Source organism: Haloarchaeobius caseinilyticus (assembly GCF_051207395.1).
Lineage (GTDB): Archaea > Halobacteriota > Halobacteria > Halobacteriales > Natrialbaceae > Haloarchaeobius.
Genome location: NZ_JBPJZC010000005.1, coordinates 138,166 through 160,017, shown reverse-complemented (window position 1 = coordinate 160,017; position 21,852 = coordinate 138,166). Strand labels below are relative to the sequence as shown.

Sequence of the window (21,852 nt, the reverse complement as noted above, 5' to 3'; positions counted from 1 at the left end):
ACCGCGTCCGATTGATTGCCGAAACCGACCTAGAGACAGCCATGCCGACAGTCCTCCTCGCAGACTACGCGAAGCTCGACCCAGAGACGTTTCGTCGTGTCCTCGGCCCCGACTACGACGTGCAGGTCCGCGAACTCGACACGGAAGCAGCACTCGTCGATGCAGTTCGAGAAATCGGTGCAGACGCGGTCATCACCGAACCCGGAACGCCGGTATCGCGGGCGACCATCGACACACTCTCACTCCGAGTCGTCGCCCGTCCGGCAATCGGCGTGAACGGTATCGATCTCGACGCAGCAGCGGCGGCCGGCGTCACGGTTCTCAACTGTGCCGAGTACTGCACCGACGAGGTGGCGACCCACGCGCTCGCACTACTCCTCGACTGCGTGCGGTCGATTTCGGCCTACGACCGGTCGGTCGTCCAGGGCGAGTGGTCGTGGGAAGCGACACGCGAACTCCATCGCCTCCGAGACCGAACCATCGGTCTGCTCGCGTTCGGCCCCATCGCACGTCGGTTCGCGGAACTCGTGTCGGGCTTCGACTGCCCGATTCTCGCGTACGACCCCTACATCGACGACGAGACGATGGCCGCCTACGGCGTCGAGGCGGTCGACTTCGACGAGTTGTGTGACAAGGCCGACGTCCTCTCCGTCCACGCGCCGCTGACCGGCGAGACCCGAGGGATGGTCGACGCTGCGGCACTGTCCCGACTCGGCCCCGGTGCAATCGTCGTCAACACTGGTCGCGGGGCCGTGGTCGACGAGGACGCACTCGTCCGGGCGCTCGACGATGGGACCGTCGCGGCGGCGGGACTCGACGTTCTCGCAGTAGAACCGCCCGAGGACTCACCGCTGGTCGGGCATGACGACACGACGGTCACTCCACACGCCGGCTGGTACTCCGCGGAGGCCCGTGCGACCGTGAATGAAACCATCGCTACCGACGTAAAGCGTGTATTCGACGGACAACGACCGAAAAACGACGTACAGAAACTGTGGTTCTAACTCGACCGCCTGATGTTCCGGACGAAGCTGCTGAGTCGCGTCAGCGGACTCGTCCCGGCGGTGAGTTGCACGAGCAGCGAGCCGAGCATCGCGAGCGCGAAGACGCCAGCGATGGCGGTTGCACCAACGGTTGCGAAGCCGGGAATGCCGAACTCGGCAGCGAGGACGGCCAACGTGGCAGCCAACCCGAGCAGCAGGTAGTGCTGGTACCACGCCAGGCCGGTCGAACTCATGACCGTCGTGTAGGGCACGAGGTCGCGTGAGCGCTCGGTAAGCGTGACGGTCTTCAAGTTCGACTCGTAGTCCACGACGTCCAACTTGTCGAGCATCGGCAGGTGCGTCTGGTGCAGCGAAGCGTAGACGCTGTCCCGGATGTTACGCGGCGGCGGCGATTCCCCCGTTTCGGCCTCCGCGATCGCTTCTGACAGGTCTCGAAGCGTCGATTCGCCACCGTGGCTCCGAAGGTGCTTGAACACCGCTCGGCGGCGGTCGTTACTCAGTATCGAGTGTATATCCCCTTCGTCGAGACGGTTCGGGTCTCTCGCAGGGATGACTCTGCTATCAACTGTAGGCGTACTTATTGACACCGGTTACTCCCCCTCCACTGAGTTAGTGGTTACCAACCAAGATAACTGTATGCCCTGATTGGCCACCAGGTTTATATACTCAACTGGGATTTGCAGGTTGTTCCGAATCGTTCGTTAGCCTGGGAGCGACTGAGATAATAGTCTGTTATGCAGGCGAGTCGTGGCCAGTACCCTGACATTACCCAACACAGAAAGGTTACTGTCCCCGGGGAGAATCGTCGCGCATGTCGCTCCTACCGACGGCTGGGGTACCGGGGCTCATCTTGTTCGCCGTGGTCGGGACGGTGGTCGTGTGGGCGGGAAGTTCGTGGCTCGAACGCGCGAGCGAACACATCGCGGTGTACTACGGGCTACCGCCGGTAGTGCAAGGCGCAGTGGTCGCCGCCATCGGCTCTAGCTTCCCCGAACTCTCGAGCGTCGTCGTCTCCACGATGCTCCACGACGATTTCGAACTCGGTGTCGCCGCAATCGTCGGTTCTGCGGTGTTCAACGTCCTCATCATCCCGGCACTGTCGGGACTGTCCGGCGACGGCCTCGACGCGAACCGCGACCTCGTGTACAAGGAGGCGCAGTTCTACATGCTCGCCGTCGCCGTGTTGTTCCTCTCGTTCTCCTTCGCGGTCATCTACAACCCGGTCGAGTCCACGGCGGCGCTGACTGGTGACCTGACGCGGGGACTGGCGCTCATCCCCATCGGACTGTACGGGCTGTACATCTTCACCCAGTATCAGGACTCAGCGGACTTCGACGCCGACGAACCACCGAGCAGTATCTCGATTCTCGAAGAGTGGGGACGGCTTCTCGCTGGACTCGCCGTCATCCTCGTCGGGGTCGAACTGCTCGTTCACAGCGCGGTTTCGCTCGGCGACCAACTCGGGACGCCCTCGTTCATCTGGGGGCTGACCGTCGTCGCTGCCGGGACCAGCCTCCCAGACACGCTCGTCAGCGTCCGGGCGGCCAAGAGCGGAAAAGACTCGACGAGCATGGCCAACGTCCTCGGGAGCAATATCTTCGACCTACTCATCGCCGTTCCCGCGGGCGTCCTCATCGCCGGCAGCACGACGGTGAACTTCTCGCGGGCCGCGCCGATGATGGGCTTCCTCATCCTCGCCACGGTCGTTCTGTTCACCATGATGCGGACCGGGATGGAGCTATCGAAGGCCGAATCTGCGGTCCTGTTCGGCCTGTACGTGCTGTTCGTGCTGTGGTTAGTGCTGGAAGAACTCGGCGTGACCTCGCTCGTGCAAGGCGGTTGAAAGCCAGAATCGGTGGTTACCCAGGGGTAATCGAGGGTTCTTTTTCATCCAGTCCGACACTACGGTGTGGACGTCATCGAACTGTCGACGGTCGTGTTCGTCTCCCGCGAGCGAGCGTTCGATTTCCTGCTCGACTTCACGAACCACGAGCAGTACTCGGAGTACGTCGCCGACGTGACCCGCCACGGCGACGGCGACGTGGGCACGCAGTTCGACATCACGCTCCAGTGGTGGAAACTCGATTACACGCTCTCGCCGCGCGTCGTCGCGCTCGACCGGCCGAATCGCATCGACTGGGACGTACCGCGAGACGTTCGTGCGGAGGGCTTCTGGGCCGTCGAGGATGCGTCGGAACACGACCACGAGGGCCAAGACGGCTGCGACGAAGACGCAAACCGTGATGGACCGGTGTCGCGCGTCCGGTTGCGCATCGAGTTCGACCGCGACGCCTCGCGGTTCGGTCGCCTGCGACTCCCACCACTCGTCTCGACGGACTGGGTGCTGAAGCGCGTGAAACCCATCGCGAAGCGCGAGGCTCAGACCGTGTTCGAGCGAGCCATCGCCGATTTAGAAGGTGAACCGCGCCGCGTCGACCTCGACCTGCACGTCCGGCCGAGGACGCTGTAAGGAAATACGACCGCCAGTGGCTCAGTACGGACTCTCGCCGGGCGCTGGCGGCTCGCCAGATTCGTCGGTCGCAGCAGCGTCAGCACGGACTGCCTCGCGCTGGTCGGGTATCAGGTCGAGTTCCGGAACGACATCGCCGAGCACGAGCAGTGCGTAGTACCGCAAGTACGACTGGACCGGTACCTGGACGACCGCAGCGACCACGACCAGCACGACGGCGAAGACGGCTGCGACGAGCGCGATGACGCCGAGGCCGACTGGCTCCCACACGAGGAACAACCCAACTCCGACGGCGAAACCGAGACCGAACGGCAGGAGCAGGACGAGCGCGGCGACGCCGACGGCGAGCGCGACGAGGACACCGCCGACCATGGACAGGATAGCCCCGGAGACGACGTACGCGAGGTACTGCGTCCAGTTCGGCGGTATCGTCCCCCAGAGCCGCCGCCAGCCAGCGAGGACGCCACGTTCTTCGAGCAGCATGATGGGCGCGACGAACACAGTCGTCAGCCCGTTCACCACACTCACGATGACCGCGAACACGACGAACAGCGGCACGAGTGCGAGGACGAACGCGACGATAGCGACGCCGCTCCCGGTCGCTTCGGTCCCGGTGGCGAGCAGATAGACCGAGACCGCGGCGAGCGCGACCACCCCGAGCACGAGCAGGGCGAGGACGAGGCGGAAGCCGAACAGTCGCAGCCCGCGCCGCCAGTTGTCTGCCCAGTACGAGCGAATCCGGACTTTTTCGGTCCGGAGCGATTCGAGAAAGACGAACTCGAACACCGAACCGACGAACAGGAAGACGAGCGCCAGTGCGACCGCGACGAGGACGACACCGGCGATTATCCAGAGATCCTGTGCGGTAACCGACACCGGCGCACCGTTTCCACTCCCGTCGCCGCCGGGGACGCTGTACTGGGCCGAGGCGAAGTTCAGGCCCGGCCCGCTGACGAACAAGACCACCAGCGCGAGTTTCAGCCACGAGGACCGGTCGAGTGACGTGACAAACGCCCGCGTCACGGCGAACGCGTCGTCGAGGTCCTCCAATGCGTGCAGCACCATACCTAGAGAGAGGTGATGTAGACGAATGAAGCTATCACCGTGCTGTGGCGTCTGCACACCTCTCGAATTATTTAATTTCTATAACTTTAAAGTTCGAGTAGAGAGAACGAGCCCATATGCTCGGAGCCCTGCGACGAACCGCCCGACAGCGGTACACCCTCCGCCACATCCTCGCGCTCGTCGTCCCCGTCGCCGTCCTGTACGGACTAACGCGGAGCGAAGATATGTTGCTCGGTATCGCCATCGTCGTCCCCCTCTCGGAGGTGTTCACGCTGGTCCGTGAGACGCCCGAAATCGACGGTCGGTGGGCGAACGTCGGCCTCGGGGCGGTGTTGACCGCGGTGAGCCTCTGCTGGCTCACGTACGGTCTCGCTACCGCGGCGTCGCTGGGCTCCCTCTGGCCCCCCGCGCTGACGACGCTCGCGGGTGGCTGGCTCCTACTCGACGCCCGGCGCGACTTCGTCGAGGGAACACGGCGTGAACCCTCGAAGTACGACGACATGGACAGCGGAGAGGTGATGCTGGTGATGAACCACGCCCGACTCGTCGCCGAGGCTCTGGAGGCAGGTCCGAAGACCGTCTCCGAACTGGCCGAAGAATGCGACCTCACGGAGTCGCGCGTCCGTGAGGCACTGGAACTGGCCAGCGGGAACGACACCGTGTACCGGGTCGACGGTGGTGAGAACGACCCCAGTGCAGCCGACGAGGCTGGCGACACGGTCCGCTACGCCCTCGACGAGTCGAAGGTCGGCCCGCTCGCGTTCGTCCGCGAGAACGGAACTCGTGCGGTCCGACGACTCGCACGACCGTTCCGGTTCTGACACACGATGGCCGAGACTTCCGCGCACAGCGTCCACTCGTGGCGGGTCCGACCCGAGGACTCGCGACTCGTTCGGATGCTCAGATACGCCGCGCTCGGCTACCTCGGCGGCTGGGCGCTGCTTTTCGGCGTCGGCGTCGTGCTGGCAGCGTCGACGGTCGAGACCACAGTCTTCCTCGCCGCAGGTATCGGCCTATTCTTCGTTCTCGCCTTCCGGTTCGCGATGGTCGGCGTCCTGTTCGAGGAACACAGCGAGGAGTGGGCGTACGTCGAGTGGTACTGGTTAGCCCTCTCGTCGGTTGGCGGCGCTGGCCTGCTGTACGTCGGTTTTACCCATGGTACCGTCGTGTACTTCGGCACGTTTTTCGGGGTGTTCGTGCTACCGCTCGTCCTGTCGTCGTGGCTCCAGTCGACGGGCGAACTCGATACCGATTCGGGGACACTGACGTATCACGAACAGACCGTCGACCTGCACGACCTGACTACAGTTCGCAGATACCGACTGCCGCTCGGGAACTTCGTCGTCTACCGCGCCTCCTACGTCCGTGGGTCGACGGACATCACCACGCCTCGGCTGTTCGTCCTGCCGAGTACGATGGCAGCCGACGCCGACGCTGCGTTCGACGCCGGTATCGCCGCCGAGTCGGGCGAGTACGAGCCGCCGGACCCCATCGAGGGCTACCTCATCGCTGGCCTCGGCGTCGTCTTCCTCGCGGTCACCGCGGTCGTCGTCGTCGCAGTCCTGGGCGGCGGCAGCGACGCGAACCCGGCTGGACTACTCTACGTCGTCGTCTTCCTCGGCGGGCTGGGTGCAGCACTGGTCCTGTTCGGGATCCTTCACAACCACGCGTAGTCCCCCGAATCCAGCAGATATTTCCACCCGACCCGCCTGCCGTCTGCGTATGGACGCAGCGCTCGGACCGCCCAACAAGATGGCCGAGCAGGCCGACGACTTGACGCCGATGATGGCGCAGTACTTCGAGTTGACCGGGCGCTACGACGACGCGCTCGTGCTCTTTCAGGTCGGCGACTTCTACGAGACCTTCTGTGCGGCGGCGGAGGCGACCTCGCGTATCTGCGAGGTGACGCTGACCAAGCGAGAGGATTCGACCGGCAGGTACCCGATGGCCGGCGTGCCCATCGACAACGCCGAATCGTACATCCAGAAACTACTGGACGCGGGCTATCGCGTCGCCGTCGCCGACCAAGTGCAAGACCCCGACGAGGCGACCGGCGTCGTGGACCGCGCAGTCACCCGCGTCGTCACGCCCGGGACGCTCACCGAGGACGAACTGCTGGCGACCGACGACAACAACTTCGTCGCCTGTCTCACCCGTAGCGGCGACCCGGATTCGGGGGCAGTCGCAAGCGTCGGTGCAGACGGCAGCGAGGACGAGTACGGCTTCGCCGTCCTCGACGTGTCGACCGGTGACTTCTACGCGACCGCGCCGGACTCACCCGCGACGGTCGCCGACGAAGTAGGAAGGTTCGGCCCCGCCGAGGCCATCGTCGGTCCAGAGGTGTCCGCCGACGCCTTCGCCAGCGACTGCATGGTGTCGCCGTACGACCAGACCGCCTTCGGGGTCGGGAAGGCACGCGAGAAAGTCCGTGAGTACTTCGGCGACCCCGAGGCGCTGCTGGCCGGCGAGGCCGAAGTCCGCGCCTGCGGCGCACTGCTCGCCTACGCTGAGTACACCCGTGGCGGCGAAGCGGGCTACCTCGACTACCTGAACCACCTCACGCGGTACGACCCGCGCGAGTACATGATTCTCGACCCCACGGCCCTCGAAAGTCTCGAACTGTTCGAGCGTCGGTCGGTCCGGGGCGTCGAAGGCGCGACCCTCGCGGGCGTGCTAGACGAAACAGCCTGCGCGATGGGCGGCCGCGAACTGAAGGATTGGCTCCGGCGGCCACTCGTGGATTCGGACCGAATCGAGGCCCGCTTCGACGCCGTCGGCGAACTCGTGCGCGACCCCGCGACCCGTGAGGAACTGCACGACCTGCTGCGGGACGTGTACGACGTGGAGCGCCTCATCACCCGTGTCTCGCGCGGCCGGGCGAACGCCAGAGACCTGCGCTCGCTGAAGGAGACGCTGGACGTGGTTCCCGACTTGCGTGCCGCGCTCGCTGACTGCGAGACCGACCGGCTGTCAGCTCTGCGTGACGGACTGGACGAACTGGAAGACGTGCGGGACCTCGTCGGCCGGGCTATTCGGCCCGAACCGCCCATCGAAGTGACCGAAGGCGGCGTGGTTCGGGAGGGCTACGACGAGACGCTGGACGACCTGCGCGAGACCGAACACGCCGGGAAGTCGTGGATCGACTCGCTGGAGGAACAGGAGCGAGAGCGAACCGGCGTCGACTCGCTCAAAGTCGGGAACAATCAGGTCCACGGCTACTACATCGAGGTGACGAACCCGAACCTCGATGCGGTGCCTGACGACTACCAGCGCCGCCAGACCCTGAAGAACTCGGAGCGGTTCTACACGCCCGAACTGAAGGAGCGAGAGGACGAGATTTTCCAGGCTGAACAGCGCGCCGACGACCTCGAATACGACCTCTTCCGCGAGACCAGAACGGCGGTCGCCGCCGAGACCGAACGAGTGCAGGGCGTCGCGGAGCGAGTCGCCGCCCTCGACGTGCTGGTCTCGTTCGCCACCGTCGCGGCCGAGAACGGCTACACGCGACCCGAGTTTTCAGCGACGGGTATCGACATCGAGGCGGGTCGACACCCGGTCGTCGAGCGGACGCAGAGCGAGTTCGTCCCGAATCCTGCCAGCTTCGACGACGACCAGTTCTTCGCGTGCATCACCGGCCCGAACATGAGCGGGAAGTCGACCTACATGCGACAGGTCGCCTGTATCTGCATTATGGCGCAGGCCGGGAGTTTCGTTCCCGCCGATGCGGCCGACCTGCGCGTCCTCGACCGCGTGTTCACCCGCGTGGGCGCGAGCGACGACATCGCCGGCGGCCAGTCCACGTTCATGGTCGAGATGACCGAACTCGCCGACATCCTCCGCGACGCGACCGAAGACTCACTCGTGCTACTGGACGAAGTGGGCCGCGGTACCTCGACCGCCGACGGCCTCGCCATCGCGAAGGCAGTCACGGAGTACGTCCACGACGAAGTACGCGCGACGACACTGTTCGCCACACACCACCACGAGTTGACCGAAACCGCCCGTGAACTCTCTGGCGCGTTCAATCTGCACTTCGCCGCGACGAAGACCGACGACGAAGTTCGCTTCCAGCACGAGGTTGGTCACGGACCCGCGACGGCCTCCTACGGTGTCGAGGTCGCGCGGGCGGCCGGTGTTCCGCAGTCGGTACTCGACCGGTCGCACGAATTGCTCGCCGAGACGACGGCCGAGGCCGGTGAAATCGCGACCGCTTCCGGCGACTCAGAACCGGGAGATACCGACGACATCGACGACAGCGACGGCGACGGCGGCGATGGCGGCCTCTCCCCCGAAGCGACGAGAAAGCTTCGCGAGGCGTCGCTGGCGACGACGACGCCGATGGAGGCGTTGCAGTTGCTCGACGAATTGCAGCGAGAATTGGAGTAGGCTCCGAGTTCAGACGGGCGCTTCGAACTCGTGTTCGCACTCGGGACAGTACAGATAGTTTCCGTCTTCGCGCATCTGGAACTGGAGCATATCGCACTCGTCACACTTCTGGCAGCCCATCGGGACGCGAATGTCCCGGCTGCCCTTTGGCGCACCGAGCGCGAGGGCGACGACTTTCTCGTCGGTGTCGTTCTTGCCGGTCTGGAAGTCACCGCGAGCGAAGCGGACCGCCTCGTGCGGGCCGACTTCGACGGTTCCCTCCGGTGTCTCGAACGTCGCGGTTCCCTCCATCACGTAGAACACCTCCTCCTGGTCCATGTGGGTGTGCATTCCGCCGGAGAACGACTCGCCGGGGTCGAGCGCGTAGTAGTTGATAGCGAGGTCGTTCGTCCCGAGCGGGTCCGAGAGGCCGCGTCGGTCGAGGTCCGAATCGCCGAGGAACTGCGCGTCGATGTCGTCGATGTCTACTCGTTCCATAGTTCGCACTGTGTAGGGCAGTCGTAAAAGCACGGGGCAGTCGGAGACAGCTTCCGAAACACGGGGCAGTCGGCGGAAAACTCCACAGGTACGGATTGTTTCCCGGTGACATCTGTGTGACAAACGATTTATTGACCTACGTGTGGTATGTGACAACATGGCAGCCAGCAACCTCAGCGGGAAGAGCGCGTTCGACCGCCTCAAGACCCACTACGACGTGGACCTGGTCTGTCGCCAGTGTGGCCACGAAGACGCCGACGGCGAGTGGAAGGCGACCACGAACGGCCGGAAAGTCCTGTATCGCCACGTCTGCCCGAGCTGTGGCTCCATCGAGACGCGGACGCTCAGCCTGAAGAGCGAGTAGTACGGGTCTCAGCGCGTTACGCAGCTTCCGGTGGGTCGAGTGCGACGAACTCCAGCCCGTGCTCTGCGAGTTCGCGCCGTGCCCGGTCCGTGAGAGAGGGTGCGACGAGGATTCCTCGGACCGTCACCCCCGCGTGGAGTTCACGGCGAAGGGCTTCGACGTAGCGGTGTAACTGCCCAGCCGCGTCCGGCCCGACGCGTTTTCGCTTGAGTTCGAGGACGAGGACGTTCCCGTCCCTATCTTCGCCGAACACGTCGACCGCGCCAGCGGCCGTCTCGCGCTCGGTCGCCAATGGCTGGAAGCCGGCTTCGACGAGACCGGGTTCTTCGAGGATTCGCTGGCGAAGGTCCGCTTCCGAGCCCGTGAGCGTGATGTCCGCCTCGTCGTCGACGACGAGCGCACTCACCTGTGCCACCCGGTCGAAGGTGACGACCAGTTCTTCGGTCGGGTTCTCGCGCTGACTTTCGAGGCGGACCAGTCCGTCCTCGGTGAACGACACGGATTGCGAACAGCCCGGCGGCTGCCAGTTTACGGGCTTCTGTCCCTCGTCTGTGTGGACCAACACCGTCCCGTCGGGCTTACACATGACGTGGCGGTCGCCCGGACCGAGCTGACTGGTCGCTCGGCCGTCGTAGTCGACGCGACAGGTGCCGACGACGGTCACGAGGTCGCCGCGGACCAACCCGGCTTCGATGGCGTCGACGGCCGTCTCGGGTGTCGGCCCGACCACGGTCTGGACGCCGTCGGCGGTTCGTTCTCGCGTCACGGTCGAACTCCGGCGCGAGCGTACAAAAACACCGCGCGACAGGAGCGGCCGAACCGACGGGCGAACCGCCCGACTCAGTCAGGGAAGCAAGACCTCGCGTCCGTCCGTCTCCCACTCTCGTACTCGTTCGCGAAGGTACGCCTCCGCCTCTTCGTCCGTGAACACGCCGCGTTCTCGCATCTCGCTGACCGTGTCGGCGACGCCGCGGAACCAGGCCGAGAGTCGCGCCGCGTCCTCGCACGGGTCGCGGTCGCGCCGGAGCGAGACGAGCGCGCCCGCACCGACCGGGTCGGCGTCGGGACAGGCCCGGGCGAACCAGAGCGGCTGAAACGCCCGTACGTCGACCGTCGGCGAGACGACGTAGCAGGCTTCGTACTCCAGAAAGTCGAACTGCGCCGCGAGGTCGTCGAGACTGTCGCGGACCGCCCGCGGTGCCGGGTCGACCGGCGAGTCCGGCGCGTCGGGCCGTTCTGGTGCCTCGCCCGCCACGATGGCCTCGTGGGCGCCAGTCTCCCACTCACCACCACCGCCGAAGGGCGCGTCCCGGCGACAGGTCCGGCACAGCTGGAAACCGAGTGCGCCCCACTGCGAGTGGTGCAGCGAAAGTTTGCTGTCAGTTCGTTCATACGCGACGAGGGCGCGGTGGCCCACCGTCACTCACCTTCCGTCGCTGCCAGTGCTGGTTCGTCCATCTCGCCGGTGGTGGCCGCGTCTCGGTACTTGAACCCTCGTGGCAGCAGCTGTTACCAGTGGTACCGAATCGCTACTCGGTGAGTTGTCGTCGACGATCAGCGGGTATCGGACGGCAAGGTGGGGTGAGAAATGGTAGCAGGCGACTGCTTCCCGGCTATTTGCTTATAAATGGCCTGAGTGTCCCCCCAATTGACGTAGGGGTTCGGTTGAATCGTCACGGTTCCAAACAGGTTAACGAAGCTGAGGGAATATCGTGATAGAACCGACACTGGGGAATCTGGCGTTCGCCACACTGTTCGTCCTCGCGTGGGGCCTCGTGGTACTCTACGGAGTCTCTACCTACCTTCGCGTCTCGGGGGTCGCCAGAGCACGACGATACCGGCCACCGCAGCCACCGTTCGCTCACGGGCCGGCAGACGTACAGGTTCGCGTCGTCTCGACAGGCGACGGGGCAAAAGCACAGACGACCGTCGATTCGCTCCTCGCAGCGGCCCCCGACCTCGATATCCGCGTCCTCTCCGAGACGCCCATCGACGTCGAGGGCGCGACCGTCCACGTCGTTCCGGCCGAGTTCGCCTGCGACGCGACACCGACCGGCCGGGCGCACGAGTGGGCGCGCCAGCACGTCCCCTGTCACCGGGAGTACGTCCTCTCGCTGAAGGCAGGGACACACGTCACGGACTTCCACGGCGTGCCCGACGCCGACGTGGTTCAGTTCCGCGGCCAGCCGACCCGGACCGGTTCGCCGGTTGCCTATCTGGCCACGATTGCGGGCGTCGGCGGCCACGCCGACCGCTTCGCGTTCCCGACCCGGGCGACACCGCCCGCTGGTGTCGACGGTTGCGGACTCGCGGTTCGCCACGAACTCGACCAGACGGTTGGGTGGGACGACGCGTCGCTCCTGCCCGACAGCGCCTTCCTCTGGCGCGCAGTTCGCGACCACGGTGCCGACGTGACCGAGGTATCGACGCGCTGGGAAACCGCCTCACCGCGGACGATTTCCGAATCGTTCCGGAAACGCCTGTGGCAAACCCTCGGAACCCTGCGCGAGTGGAAGACGCTCCCGCCGACCTGGCTCGGCGCGCTGACTGCTCGCAACCTCTCGACCGTCGTCTGGCCCGTCGTCCCCGTCTTGCTCCTCCTCGGTGTCGCTGCACCTGTTCCGCTGCCCGTGACCGGTAGCGTCCTCGCGCTCGCCGCACTGGTGTGTGGCCTGAGTGTCGTCGCACTCGTCCTCGGCGTCCGCTATCTGGCGACGAGCGACCGGCCGGTCGGTCCGGTGGCGAGCGAAAGCATGTCTGCGGGCGACGAAGTGGGCCGGGGCGACACACTCGCCGATTCGGGCGACTGAATTTTCCAGGAATTTCTGCCAGCGCACGGCACTCGCCGTAACCGAAAACCGTCATCCCCGCCTCTATGCAGACATGACCAACCCGTCGTCCGCCTCCAGCACGGACACGACCCGCGTCCACGGCATCGACGACGACCACGACGTAGACCGGGTCCACGAAGTCGACGTGGTCGTCGTCGGGGCCGGTCCCGGCGGCGGCGTCCTCGCCGACTTGCTCGCCAGAAGCGGCGTCTCGGTCGCGCTGCTGGAACGCGGCGCGACGTTCGAGCGCGAGTTCCGTGGGTTCGCCTTCCAGCCCTCCGCGGTGCGCATTCTCGACGAGATGGACCTGCTCGACGCGGTTCGTGACCTCTCGCACGAAGAACTGGATAGCCTCTCGGTCGATGCCTACGGCCGGCACTACGACGTGACCGAGTTCGACGGCCTGCCCGGTGAGTACGACTTCGGGCTGTTGCTCGAACAGCCACATCTCCTCGAAGTGCTGTTCGACAGCGCCGCCAGCCACGGTACAGACTGTCGGCTGGCGACCACGGTCGTCGACCTGCTCGGGGACGAGTCGGAAGTTCGCGGCGTCGTCGCGCACGACCGCGGGGCGAACGAGACCGTCGCGTATCGCGCCCGGGTCGTCGTCGGTGCCGACGGTCGGTACTCGACGGTCAGGGACGCGGTAGGCATCGACGCCGGACTGTTCGACTCCCACCTCGACGTATTGTGGTTCAAACTGAACGCCGACGTGGCCCACGACTCCATCGCGACCATCACCGAACACGGCATCGTCCTCGGCATCCGCCTCGGCGAGCAGTTGCAGGTGGGCTACGTCCTCGAACGCGGGGGCTACGACGACCTCAAATCGGCCGGCATCGACGACTTCCGGGCGCGAGTGGCGGCCATCGACCCGCAGTTGCGAGTCGCACTGGAACGCGACCTCACCGATTTCGGCGACTGCTCGTTGCTCCACATCGGCCCAGGCCTCGCGCCGGAGTGGACCCGCGACGGGCTCGTCCTGCTCGGTGACGCGGCCCACGTCGCCTCGCCCGTCGGAGGACAAGGAAACGCGCTGGCGATGCAAGACGCTGCGGCGCTGCACGGTGTGCTCTGTCGCGTCCTGCGGGACGACGATGGGGGCGATGGAAGCGATGGGGACGACACCGGGCCGCTTCCAGCGAGTGCCTTCCAGCCCTACGTCGACCGTCGTCGGCCCGCCGTGAAGACGATTCTCCGGTTCCAGCGACGGGCCGAGCGACTCCTCACGTGGCTGGTCCACAATCGAGACGACATTCCGGTCCCCCTCCAGCGACTCGGAGCACGGTTGCTGTTCTCGCTCGCGACGACCAGTCCGGTGTCGAACTCGCTGCGCGAGACGGTCGCGCTCGGCCCGGACCCAGTCGCGGTGGAGCAGTGGCTGTTCGGGGAGTAGCGCGCTCAAGATAGATTTTTAGCTATCGCTTTCATTAATGTCTGGTACCTGTAGTGTCTATCTGGCATGAAGACGTGCCCTCCACACGCGACCGACCCCCCGCAGAATCGTACCAAACACCGACCACGAACCGGCCTCGCACTACGTCGCACCTGCACCGAGGGTGCCCACTGATGACTCGCAAGACGCTGGTCGCGCTCGCACTCGCACTGCTCGTGGGAACCTCGATGGTGCCCGCGACCGGGGCGGCCGCCACTAGCAGTGCGGCCATCCCTGACGGAACGACACTCGTTTACGACGGCAAGCACCTCCACCTCGCCGCCGGCCCGCAGCAGGCCGTCGTCGGCGAGTCCGACCTGCCCTCCGGGACTCGACTCTCGGTCCGGATTCAGTCCGAGTCAGGCGACGACCCGTTCCTCAAGTCGACCGAGGTAGCCGTCACCGACTCGGGTCGCTTCGTCGCCACGTTCGACCTCTCCGACATCTCGCCGGAGACGCCCATTTCGGTCCACGTCGTTCACGAGGGCGACCGACTCGCGACCGCAACCGGCGTCGTCGTCGACTGCGTAGGCGACTGTACAGACGACGAGCAACAGACGATGCCCGTCGACGACCCACCAACGGCAACCGACCCCGAGGAGTTCGAGAGCGACGAACTCGCGATTCCCCAGACCCTCGCCGGCGACCGCGGTTCGACTGTCCGCGTCCCCATCGAACTCGGCGACGCCGAACAGGCGACGGTGACCATCGGGTCCGAGCGCGTAAACTACAACATCGAGGCGACCGCCGGCGACGGGACCGGCGACGGCCGAGTCACGCTGTTGTTCGACACGACGAATGCCGGCCATCCGGCACCGACGCTCTCGGTCGCCGAATCGGGCGACACGGTAACGGTCCGCGAGGGCTCCGAGACGGAATTGAGTGCCCGACAGAGCGCCCTCGACGCGGGTGAGTACCCGCTCGAACTCTATCGCGGGTCGAGCAGTGGGCCCAACCGACTGGTGCAAGAAGCGACGCTCACCCTCGCAGAAAACGAGTCCGCCGAGGACTCGACGACGCACGAAGCGTGGCCCGACGAACCGCAGACCTTCGGCTTCGCCGAGCACATCACGGACGTCGAGCAGGGTGACGCCGTCGGCATGAGCGTGACGCTGGCCGACGAAGACGCCGCGACCGTCGTCATCGGCGACGACGAGGCCGGCTACGAGGTCGTCGCGACGCTCGAAGACGGCTCCGGCGACGGAATCGTCGACGTTCGCTTCGACACCGCGGCCGCCGGCGACACTGGCGAGGCGACCCTGACCGCTGCGGACTCGGCCGACACCGTCACCGTCACACGCGAGACGACACTCGACGGCAACCTCACGGCTGGGCTGTACGATACGGATCTCTACCGCGGCACGGCGATGGACGACGAAGCGGACGTCGGCACCGTCGCCGTCCGTGACGGCTTCTACCTCGACACCGACACCGGCACGACCGACGCGAACGCCGCAGGTGACGGCCGTGACGGCGGCGAGGGCGGCAACGACCGAACGCACGAGCCGGCACAGGCAGGGACCGACCTCGACCTCGGCGGACTCGCCGCGCTCGTCGTCGGTGGCGTCCTCGCAGTCGCCGGCATCGGCTCGCTGCTCGGGTTCGTCGGGAACTGAGCGCGGCAGCCGCCAGTACAGACGACTGCGCTTCTACGTTCTACCTCACCGACCGAAGACGGCCGCGACCAGCGCCGCCGCGACGAGACAGCCCGCGAAGAAGAGGAGACCGGGTTCGAGTACCTCGAAGACGAGGTAGCCGAGCGTCCCGTCGGCGACATCGGGGACGGCGTCCCAGCCGGCGGGACCAACTGCGCCGCCCGGGGACGACTTGTGCCCGCCGCCCACGACTAGCCGCTCCGCACCCCACTGAACGAGGAGGCTCGCGACTCCGAGCAGCCCGAGACCGACGACAAGTTGGGCCAAGGACTGCTCGACGACGGGCATGCGGTCCTCGTTCCCGACGAAGACGAGCGGGTCAGTCGCCGGGCCGTACACCGTCATCTCGTTGCCCTTCTCGGAGTAGACCGTATCTATCTGTTCGACGAGACCGGCTTCGCGCAGGTTCGTCAGGTGGTAGTGCGTGTTCTGGACCGAGGTGTCGAGGCGGGCTGCGAGTTCGGACGCGGTCCCCGGCTCCTCGAAAAGTGTCCGAAAAATCGTCCGGCCGGTGTCCGACGAGAGGGCGTCGAGCACGGTGTCCGCGTCCGCGTCGGCCATCTCGATGACGCGCGTTCGCTCGTCGGTCGTCGTCGTTCGGGACTGGATTCGATCGATGAGGCCGGACATGGAGGGCTCAATCGCTACGGAACAACGCCCGGGTAGTAAAGGTCGGCATTCCTAAAAACCGGCTTTGAGTGGTCTCGTTGCGCGCTGCCGCGACCGCCCGCGCCGGTTCGACCAGCCCGGTGCCGGACACCGGGTCGACGCCGGGGTCGCCCACGTCGGTCGCGGTCTCGGTCAGGAGTCGCTCTATCTCTCGCGGCGACAGGCCAGAATCGGCGTCTAGGACGAGCGCCGCGACGCCAGCCGCGTACGGGGCCGCGGCGGACGACCCGACGAACCCGTCAGGGTGGTTCGCCGCGGTCAGCCGATCCGGCGCGAGCAGGTCGACGCCTCGATCCGTCGAACCAGCCGCGCCAGCACCGCTGAACGCCTCCGCACGACCGGTCCGCTCGTCGTACGCCCCGACAGCGAGCACCTGCGCGGCGGTCGCCGGTGCGGCGACGCTCTCCGCACGGACCCGGTGTTCGAAGGCGTGCGTCGGCGACGAAACGGACAGTTTGGTCCCCGCTGCACTGGACTCGCCTCGGACGACGAAGAAGTACGACTCGCCCGGCGTGAGTTTCGCCTCGATGCGCTCGTTCGGGACGCCGTCGGCGATGTACGGCTGCGAGCGAGCGACCAGCCGTGCGCCGTCGGCTGCTTCGGCGTACAGTTCTAGCGCGAACGCCGACGTGGGGTGGTCATCCGTCCACGAGAGCCAGAGTGAGAGGTCGCGCCCGCTGCCGGCCGAGAGGGCGTTTCGCGTGGCGGGCGGAGGAATCTCGTTGGATGTGCCGGTGACCGCGGACGAGGTGGTGTCGGTTGTTCTTGGGTCGTCAGCAGGTCCGACGCCCTCGGTGATTCCGGGAGTAGCGACTGCGGCGTCGAACCGGTGTACCTCGTCTGCAGGCGCGAATTCGCCCGTCCAGTGCCCCATCCCGAGGTTCCCTGCCGACGCGACCACGAGCGTCCCGTGCGTGGCCGCCTTCCGGGTAACGCGGTCGACCCGGGCGCTCCCGTCGTCCGGTTTACCGTAGAACGACACCGGCGCGACTACCACGTCGACCTCCTCGGCGACCATCCACGCGACGGCCCGCTCGTAGCCCGACCCACTGTCGAACGAGGCGAGGTAGAGGTCGGCGTCGGGAGCGACCTGCACGACGAGCGACGCCGCCGCAGTCCCGTGGTCGTTCCGGCCGCCATTGGCGACCGTCTCGCCGGGGGCGAACGACCGCGCCGCGACGACCCGGTCCGACAGGTCAGGGTGAGACGTGTCGAAGCCGGTCACATCGACGACGCCGACGGTCACGTTCTCGCCGGTGAGCCCCCGCTCGTGCAGGCTCTCGATACCGGCCGTCGGGTCGATGGGGTCGCGCTCGCCGCCCACCGACGCGTCGGTCGTCGGCGTCGTCAGGGCGAATCCCGCGATGGCCGCGACGAGTAGGCAAACCAGACAGACGACCGTGACGACCTGCCCGGTCCGTCGAGTGGACCGATTCCACGCCGGGAGCCAGTGCCGGGACCCACCATCTCGCGTCATCTCTGTGAGGCGTTGTCGAGACGGGCAAGTAAACGATTCGATGACACGACGAGCGGTCGTTTCGACCGGTGGTTCCAGTGAAACCGGTCAGTGGACAGATACCGGCACACCCGCGTTTCTGGTCTGCCGACAGGGCTAGTCAGTCACCGCCGCGTTGGACTCGTGCGACTTCGACACGGTCTCGCCCGGTTCGTTGTGTGTAGACGAGGTCGGGACCGTCCCGCCGGACGTCGATGTCGTCGGTGTTTCTGACCTCGCCCGTCTCCACGTCGACGTAGCCCGTGTCCGCGCTCGCCGAGGCCGACGAGTCGCGCTCGTACAGCCGGTCCGTGCCGTCGACTCTTTCGTGTCTCAGGTACTCGTCGTGCCATCGAACGCGCTGGGCGGCCGTGCGAGAGCCAGTCGTCCCCGCGTGGACCAGTGGCAGGCCGACCTCGGTCCGCACGTCGTGCGAGAGCCACTCGCCGCCGGTCGCGACCGACAGCACCGCGACGTAGGGTCGTTCGGCCGGGGAAACGACGACGACGTCCACGACTTCACCGTCGAGGTCGTCACCGGGGTCCGCGGCGAACAGTTCGAGGTGGGCACTGCGACCGCGGCGAACTGTCGTGAGGAAGTCGTCGTCGGGGGCGGCGAAGACGTGTGAGGTAGCGATTGCGCGGTCGCCCCCGTCGGTGAGAATCTCGGCACCGGAGGCGACGCGGCGGTCGCCACCAGCGGCCTCGACCGCGTCCTGCCACAGACCCTCCGACGGTGCGAAGGCCCAGCGGGCGTCGGTCGCGTAATCGAGTGTGACAGCCTCTCGGACCTGTAAGTCGGAACTGGTGTCGAACGCCCAGCCACCAGATTCGTAGACGAGGCGGCCGCTGACGCGGTAGCCCGGCCGAAGGTGGTCGACCTGTCGCTGGAAGGCGTCGGGATAGTCGTCTGCGCGGACGAGGACGGTGCCGCCGAGTTGCGAGTCGAGCGCCGCGAGTGGGTCGGCGGCCTCGCGGACTGCGTTCCAGTCCGGGCCGCCCGCGAGGTCGCGCACGAGCAACCCGTCGTCGTGCCGGGCGAGGACGCGCAGGTCGTCGCTTGCGGGGTCGAGTCGGTCGTCGCTCGCGTCGGCGGCCATCACTCTGAGTTGGGGGAGGGGAGTGGAAACGTCTTGTGCCGAAAGGAGAGTGCACAGGGAGAAGAATCAAGGACCTTGTTTAATATTCGAAACTATGGGTGGATACACGAATAATCGGACGCTGGAGGGAAACAGGTGCCAGATCTGACCGACGAGCAACGAAACGAGGTCAACAGGCTCCTCAGAACCTACCTAAACAGAGCAAGGAAGACTGAAGATTTGTATCGAGAGGGACAGGTAGAACAGGACCTCTCGAATTTCTTCTCCGGGATTGCTTCGAGATATCAAAAAGGAGCCATCTGCTGTGCTTCGCAACGGACAGTTGAGGAAGCACAGGGACACTTCAGAACCGCTTCGAAGTATTTTCTGCAGAGCGCGCAGGAGAGCAACATCGGAGTGATGAGTACAAATTCACTCACACGTGGGATATACACCGCGGCTCTCGCCGGTGACTCCGACGGAATACGTGAACTAGCGGAACTCACCCGAAAACTGCACGAAACGGCGGATGTAGACCCGTCTGAATGGGTAGCAGATAGATTCTATCTTTCAGGCTGTCTGGCAGGTGCAGTTACGGGTGATATCGTCGAGACGGAGATAGAGTCACTAGAGGCAGTGAACGAAACTAAACCACCAGTGCACGCACTCTATGGAAGTGCAATACTGTCCTTCGTCAAAGCGCTCGATGAGAGCGACCCAGAAGGAGTCAAACGAGGTATTCAGCGGATGGTCGAGTACCATGTCGAAGAGTACCCCTCTGACGACATCTTCGGTTTGCTTATGGCCCCACAAGCGACTGCGTTGTTCGTCATCGCAAAATCGTCCGGATTTGAGGTCACAGTCGACAGTGAGCACGTTCCGACCGGATTGGTCGAATCTGCAGTCTTAGCCCTAAAAAGCAGCTAACACCGTGCGTTCCACCGGAAAGTTGTAGATTAGATGAACGTGACCACCGCGTCGAACAGCCACCAGTACCCTTCGACCGTGGCCGTCCCAAGCGAGCGCACCAGCGGGAGAAAGCACTTATTCTGACACGTTCTCGCCTTCGTATGGACCGCTCTCCACTCCTCCACCTACTCGTGGTCTGCTGCCTCCTGCTTTCAGGGTGCAGTTCGGTCACGGATCCGGGGACACAGCAACCGACGAGTGCTGTGGTCACCGACGATATCGGGACGACCGAACGCACGCAGCAGCCGCCGACCACGACCGGAACGACGACTGTGACCCAGACGACCGGAACTTCGTACGCTGGCGCAGCACAGGGCGGCAGACTCAGAGCTGCTGTCGTCGACGACCCGCCTGCCAACGCGACTGTGACCGAGTTTGACCAGGCGAATCTGTCCCATCCCGTCGTGACGGGCGCGATAGAGTCGGCGGTCGAAGATGGAACGTTCTCCACGTCGCTGAGTGCCTCCGAACTGGCGAACGTCGAAGACGACCTGTCCGCCGTGCCGGCGTACGACGGCGACGTGTTCGGGCAGTACGTCAGGTACGAAGGGACCGTGATTCGACTGCGACTGATTCAGAACGGGTAGCCACCGCGAGGGCCGTGGTCGGTCGAACTACTAGAGATAGTCGACGAGTGAGTCGAACAGTTTCCGTTCCGCGATTCGCAGGTGCTCTTCGACGGTTCGGCGGTCGATGCCGAACACTGCCGCGATTTCGGTCGTCGCCGTCTCGCGTGGAATCTCGTAGTAGCCCGCTTCGTGAGCCGCGAGCAAGATTTCTCGCTGGCGGTCGCTCAGGTCGGGCAACACCGCGTCGAGTCCCGAATCGGGAGACCGTCGCGCTGGCGAAGAAACCTCGCGCTTCGACTCGACCGTCACGTCGTAGTCGGCGACGAGGTCGCGGAAGAACTGGGTGAGGCGGTCGCCGTCGAGCGCGAGGACGCGGACGACCTTCTCACCGCCCTCGTAGCGAATCGGTGGGAGCAGCAGACAGTCGTGGCGAGCGAGGTAGGCGTCGATTGTCCCCTCCTCGTGTTCGCGCAGACAGTCCGCTGTGACGAGCAGGCACTCGTCGCCGTCACGAATCTGGTCGCGCACCCCGACTTCTGCGGCGGCGAGGTCGACGACTGTCTCGACCGGGCCGACCACGTGCAGGAGGTCGCAGTGGTCGTTGCACCAGAGGTCGATTCGGGCGTCGCTTCCGGCCGTGGCGCGGGCGTACGCGCTGTCGTCGCGGATGCGGAGGGTCGCCTCGAACATCGTCGAACGTCGGTTGTCGCCGCCAATGAAGCTTGCTCGTCCTCAGGCCGGAACCCCGGACTCGGACTGCTCTCGTCGCGCCCGGTCGATGAGTTCCATTCGTTCGCGCACCGCTCGCCACTCGTCGAGGTCGTCCCAGACCGCTTCGAGGTCGGTGTAGTCGGCGTGTTCGACCGCATCCACCTCGTCGGGAGCCGCGACGTCGTATCGCGCTCTGAACGCCTGCTCTCGCTCGGAGAGTTCGTTCAGTTCCTGTACGAGCTCTTCCCGTGGTCGCTGCTGGAGTTCGAAGACGCGCTTCCACTCGAAGTACGACTCGTTCCGTTCGAACGTCTCCGGGTTGTCGCCGGTCTTGACGACGATACCGACGTTCGTCATCCAGCGGAGGTACTCTCTGGCGGTCTCTTTCGCGCAGTCTGCCCGCGTTGCGACCTCGGCGACGCGGGTCGGTTCGTAGCACTGAATCGCCACGTCGTACACGCGGTCCCGAACGGTCAGGTCCGCCGCCGCGCTGTCCCAGTCGTCGAGCAAGCCGGGGTCGTCGGGTGGCGAATCGGGCATCGTCTAGCCGACTGTAGTCAGTGAAGCACAATAATTCTTAGTGGTCGCTTGAATATCTATGCAGCCTTCGTAGACGACTCGACAGCCACGTCGTGGACGCTCACGAGGCCACAGCAGCGTGCGTCAAGAACTGT

General features: G+C 65.4%; 22 protein-coding genes. 12 read left to right on the top strand and 10 right to left on the bottom strand.

What is annotated here, in order from left to right; translation table 11 throughout:
• Nucleotides 1-41: 41 nt before the first annotated feature.
• The gene (locus ACSC1P_RS20625; RefSeq protein ID WP_435362099.1) at nt 42-1,004 is read left to right on the top strand and encodes a C-terminal binding protein; all 963 of its coding nucleotides are present in this window, start codon (nt 42-44) and stop codon (nt 1,002-1,004) included.
• Here the strand turns inward: ACSC1P_RS20625 and ACSC1P_RS20620 are convergent.
• Nucleotides 1,001-1,591, bottom strand: coding sequence for a DUF7344 domain-containing protein (locus tag ACSC1P_RS20620; protein WP_435362098.1), 591 nt, complete (start codon nt 1,589-1,591; stop codon nt 1,001-1,003). The genes ACSC1P_RS20625 and ACSC1P_RS20620 overlap by 4 nt on opposite strands.
• A gap of 224 nt (nt 1,592-1,815) precedes the next feature.
• Between ACSC1P_RS20620 and ACSC1P_RS20615 the strand changes: the two genes are divergently transcribed.
• A complete protein-coding gene (locus ACSC1P_RS20615) occupies nt 1,816-2,847 on the top strand; it encodes a sodium:calcium antiporter (protein ID WP_435362097.1) in 1,032 nt (343 codons plus the stop codon).
• Nucleotides 2,848-2,913: 66 nt separating this feature from the next.
• Nucleotides 2,914-3,474 carry an SRPBCC family protein gene (locus tag ACSC1P_RS20610; RefSeq protein ID WP_435362096.1) on the top strand — a complete coding sequence of 187 codons (561 nt, stop codon included), beginning with the start codon at nt 2,914-2,916 and terminating at the stop codon, nt 3,472-3,474.
• A 21-nt stretch (nt 3,475-3,495) separates the two neighbouring features.
• Here the strand turns inward: ACSC1P_RS20610 and ACSC1P_RS20605 are convergent, their stop codons facing one another.
• Complete coding sequence (locus ACSC1P_RS20605; RefSeq protein WP_435362095.1) at nt 3,496-4,539, bottom strand: DUF7544 domain-containing protein; 1,044 nt, start codon at nt 4,537-4,539, stop codon at nt 3,496-3,498.
• Nucleotides 4,540-4,655: 116 nt separating this feature from the next.
• Between ACSC1P_RS20605 and ACSC1P_RS20600 the strand changes: the two genes are divergently transcribed.
• The 3 genes from ACSC1P_RS20600 to mutS are packed head-to-tail and all read left to right on the top strand — an operon-like array spanning nt 4,656 to nt 8,925.
• Entirely contained in the window at nt 4,656-5,360 is a 705-nt protein-coding gene (locus tag ACSC1P_RS20600) for a hypothetical protein (RefSeq protein WP_435362094.1), read from the top strand.
• Nucleotides 5,361-5,366: 6 nt separating this feature from the next.
• Nucleotides 5,367-6,212, top strand: a complete 846-nt coding sequence (locus ACSC1P_RS20595) for a hypothetical protein (protein ID WP_435362093.1) — start codon at nt 5,367-5,369, stop codon at nt 6,210-6,212.
• Nucleotides 6,213-6,261: 49 nt separating this feature from the next.
• Nucleotides 6,262-8,925: a DNA mismatch repair protein MutS gene (gene mutS / locus ACSC1P_RS20590; protein WP_435362092.1), complete on the top strand. Its 2,664-nt coding sequence runs from the start codon at nt 6,262-6,264 to the stop codon at nt 8,923-8,925.
• A gap of 9 nt (nt 8,926-8,934) precedes the next feature.
• Here mutS and ACSC1P_RS20585 read toward each other — a convergent pair whose 3' ends face one another.
• Nucleotides 8,935-9,402 carry a cupin domain-containing protein gene (locus tag ACSC1P_RS20585; protein WP_435362091.1) on the bottom strand — a complete coding sequence of 156 codons (468 nt, stop codon included), beginning with the start codon at nt 9,400-9,402 and terminating at the stop codon, nt 8,935-8,937.
• A 157-nt stretch (nt 9,403-9,559) separates the two neighbouring features.
• Here ACSC1P_RS20585 and ACSC1P_RS20580 point away from each other — a divergent pair, with 157 nt between their 5' ends.
• Nucleotides 9,560-9,766, top strand: a complete 207-nt coding sequence (locus tag ACSC1P_RS20580) for an HVO_0649 family zinc finger protein (protein WP_435362090.1) — start codon at nt 9,560-9,562, stop codon at nt 9,764-9,766.
• A 16-nt stretch (nt 9,767-9,782) separates the two neighbouring features.
• On the opposite strand, the gene nucS is transcribed toward ACSC1P_RS20580, so the two are convergent.
• Nucleotides 9,783-10,532: an endonuclease NucS gene (gene nucS, locus ACSC1P_RS20575; RefSeq protein WP_435362089.1), complete on the bottom strand. Its 750-nt coding sequence runs from the start codon at nt 10,530-10,532 to the stop codon at nt 9,783-9,785.
• Between the two features lie 78 nt (nt 10,533-10,610).
• Nucleotides 10,611-11,183, bottom strand: coding sequence for a DUF6735 family protein (locus ACSC1P_RS20570; protein ID WP_435362088.1), 573 nt, complete (start codon nt 11,181-11,183; stop codon nt 10,611-10,613).
• 295 nt (nt 11,184-11,478) lie between these two features.
• Between ACSC1P_RS20570 and ACSC1P_RS20565 the strand changes: the two genes are divergently transcribed.
• From ACSC1P_RS20565 to ACSC1P_RS20555, 3 genes are all read left to right on the top strand, one after another.
• Nucleotides 11,479-12,576, top strand: a complete 1,098-nt coding sequence (locus ACSC1P_RS20565; RefSeq protein ID WP_435362087.1) for a hypothetical protein — start codon at nt 11,479-11,481, stop codon at nt 12,574-12,576.
• 73 nt (nt 12,577-12,649) lie between these two features.
• Nucleotides 12,650-13,993, top strand: coding sequence for an FAD-dependent monooxygenase (locus ACSC1P_RS20560; RefSeq protein ID WP_435362086.1), 1,344 nt, complete (start codon nt 12,650-12,652; stop codon nt 13,991-13,993).
• 173 nt (nt 13,994-14,166) lie between these two features.
• Nucleotides 14,167-15,648: a DUF7827 domain-containing protein gene (locus tag ACSC1P_RS20555; protein WP_435362085.1), complete on the top strand. Its 1,482-nt coding sequence runs from the start codon at nt 14,167-14,169 to the stop codon at nt 15,646-15,648.
• A 45-nt stretch (nt 15,649-15,693) separates the two neighbouring features.
• Here ACSC1P_RS20555 and ACSC1P_RS20550 read toward each other — a convergent pair whose 3' ends face one another.
• From ACSC1P_RS20550 to ACSC1P_RS20540, 3 genes are all read right to left on the bottom strand, one after another.
• Complete coding sequence (locus tag ACSC1P_RS20550) at nt 15,694-16,317, bottom strand: ArsR/SmtB family transcription factor (protein WP_435362084.1); 624 nt, start codon at nt 16,315-16,317, stop codon at nt 15,694-15,696.
• A 7-nt stretch (nt 16,318-16,324) separates the two neighbouring features.
• Entirely contained in the window at nt 16,325-17,833 is a 1,509-nt protein-coding gene (locus tag ACSC1P_RS20545) for a S8 family serine peptidase (RefSeq protein WP_435362083.1), read from the bottom strand.
• A gap of 139 nt (nt 17,834-17,972) precedes the next feature.
• Nucleotides 17,973-18,950: a DUF6663 family protein gene (locus ACSC1P_RS20540; protein WP_435362082.1), complete on the bottom strand. Its 978-nt coding sequence runs from the start codon at nt 18,948-18,950 to the stop codon at nt 17,973-17,975.
• A gap of 135 nt (nt 18,951-19,085) precedes the next feature.
• Between ACSC1P_RS20540 and ACSC1P_RS20535 the strand changes: the two genes are divergently transcribed.
• Nucleotides 19,086-19,856 carry an Imm49 family immunity protein gene (locus ACSC1P_RS20535; RefSeq protein ID WP_435362081.1) on the top strand — a complete coding sequence of 257 codons (771 nt, stop codon included), beginning with the start codon at nt 19,086-19,088 and terminating at the stop codon, nt 19,854-19,856.
• 143 nt (nt 19,857-19,999) lie between these two features.
• Nucleotides 20,000-20,485, top strand: a complete 486-nt coding sequence (locus tag ACSC1P_RS20530) for a hypothetical protein (RefSeq protein WP_435362080.1) — start codon at nt 20,000-20,002, stop codon at nt 20,483-20,485.
• Between the two features lie 30 nt (nt 20,486-20,515).
• On the opposite strand, the gene ACSC1P_RS20525 is transcribed toward ACSC1P_RS20530, so the two are convergent.
• The gene (locus ACSC1P_RS20525) at nt 20,516-21,157 is read right to left on the bottom strand and encodes a helix-turn-helix domain-containing protein (protein ID WP_435362079.1); all 642 of its coding nucleotides are present in this window, start codon (nt 21,155-21,157) and stop codon (nt 20,516-20,518) included.
• Between the two features lie 42 nt (nt 21,158-21,199).
• Complete coding sequence (locus ACSC1P_RS20520; RefSeq protein ID WP_435362078.1) at nt 21,200-21,718, bottom strand: DUF7342 family protein; 519 nt, start codon at nt 21,716-21,718, stop codon at nt 21,200-21,202.
• Nucleotides 21,719-21,852: the final 134 nt, after the last annotated feature.

Bases quoted from the DNA above. Each gene is read 5' to 3' on its own strand.
- ACSC1P_RS20625 (WP_435362099.1), top strand. From the start codon at position 42: ATGCCGACAGTCCTCCTCGCAGACTACGCGAAGCTCGACCCAGAGACG.
- ACSC1P_RS20615 (WP_435362097.1), top strand. From the start codon at position 1,816: ATGTCGCTCCTACCGACGGCTGGGGTACCGGGGCTCATCTTGTTCGCC.
- ACSC1P_RS20605 (WP_435362095.1), bottom strand. From the start codon at position 4,539: ATGGTGCTGCACGCATTGGAGGACCTCGACGACGCGTTCGCCGTGACG.
- ACSC1P_RS20600 (WP_435362094.1), top strand. From the start codon at position 4,656: ATGCTCGGAGCCCTGCGACGAACCGCCCGACAGCGGTACACCCTCCGC.
- ACSC1P_RS20595 (WP_435362093.1), top strand. From the start codon at position 5,367: ATGGCCGAGACTTCCGCGCACAGCGTCCACTCGTGGCGGGTCCGACCC.
- mutS (WP_435362092.1), top strand. From the start codon at position 6,262: ATGGACGCAGCGCTCGGACCGCCCAACAAGATGGCCGAGCAGGCCGAC.
- ACSC1P_RS20585 (WP_435362091.1), bottom strand. From the start codon at position 9,402: ATGGAACGAGTAGACATCGACGACATCGACGCGCAGTTCCTCGGCGAT.
- ACSC1P_RS20580 (WP_435362090.1), top strand. From the start codon at position 9,560: ATGGCAGCCAGCAACCTCAGCGGGAAGAGCGCGTTCGACCGCCTCAAG.
- ACSC1P_RS20560 (WP_435362086.1), top strand. From the start codon at position 12,650: ATGACCAACCCGTCGTCCGCCTCCAGCACGGACACGACCCGCGTCCAC.
- ACSC1P_RS20555 (WP_435362085.1), top strand. From the start codon at position 14,167: ATGACTCGCAAGACGCTGGTCGCGCTCGCACTCGCACTGCTCGTGGGA.
- ACSC1P_RS20550 (WP_435362084.1), bottom strand. From the start codon at position 16,317: ATGTCCGGCCTCATCGATCGAATCCAGTCCCGAACGACGACGACCGAC.
- ACSC1P_RS20545 (WP_435362083.1), bottom strand. From the start codon at position 17,833: ATGACGCGAGATGGTGGGTCCCGGCACTGGCTCCCGGCGTGGAATCGG.
- ACSC1P_RS20540 (WP_435362082.1), bottom strand. From the start codon at position 18,950: ATGGCCGCCGACGCGAGCGACGACCGACTCGACCCCGCAAGCGACGAC.
- ACSC1P_RS20530 (WP_435362080.1), top strand. From the start codon at position 20,000: ATGGACCGCTCTCCACTCCTCCACCTACTCGTGGTCTGCTGCCTCCTG.
- ACSC1P_RS20525 (WP_435362079.1), bottom strand. From the start codon at position 21,157: ATGTTCGAGGCGACCCTCCGCATCCGCGACGACAGCGCGTACGCCCGC.
- ACSC1P_RS20520 (WP_435362078.1), bottom strand. From the start codon at position 21,718: ATGCCCGATTCGCCACCCGACGACCCCGGCTTGCTCGACGACTGGGAC.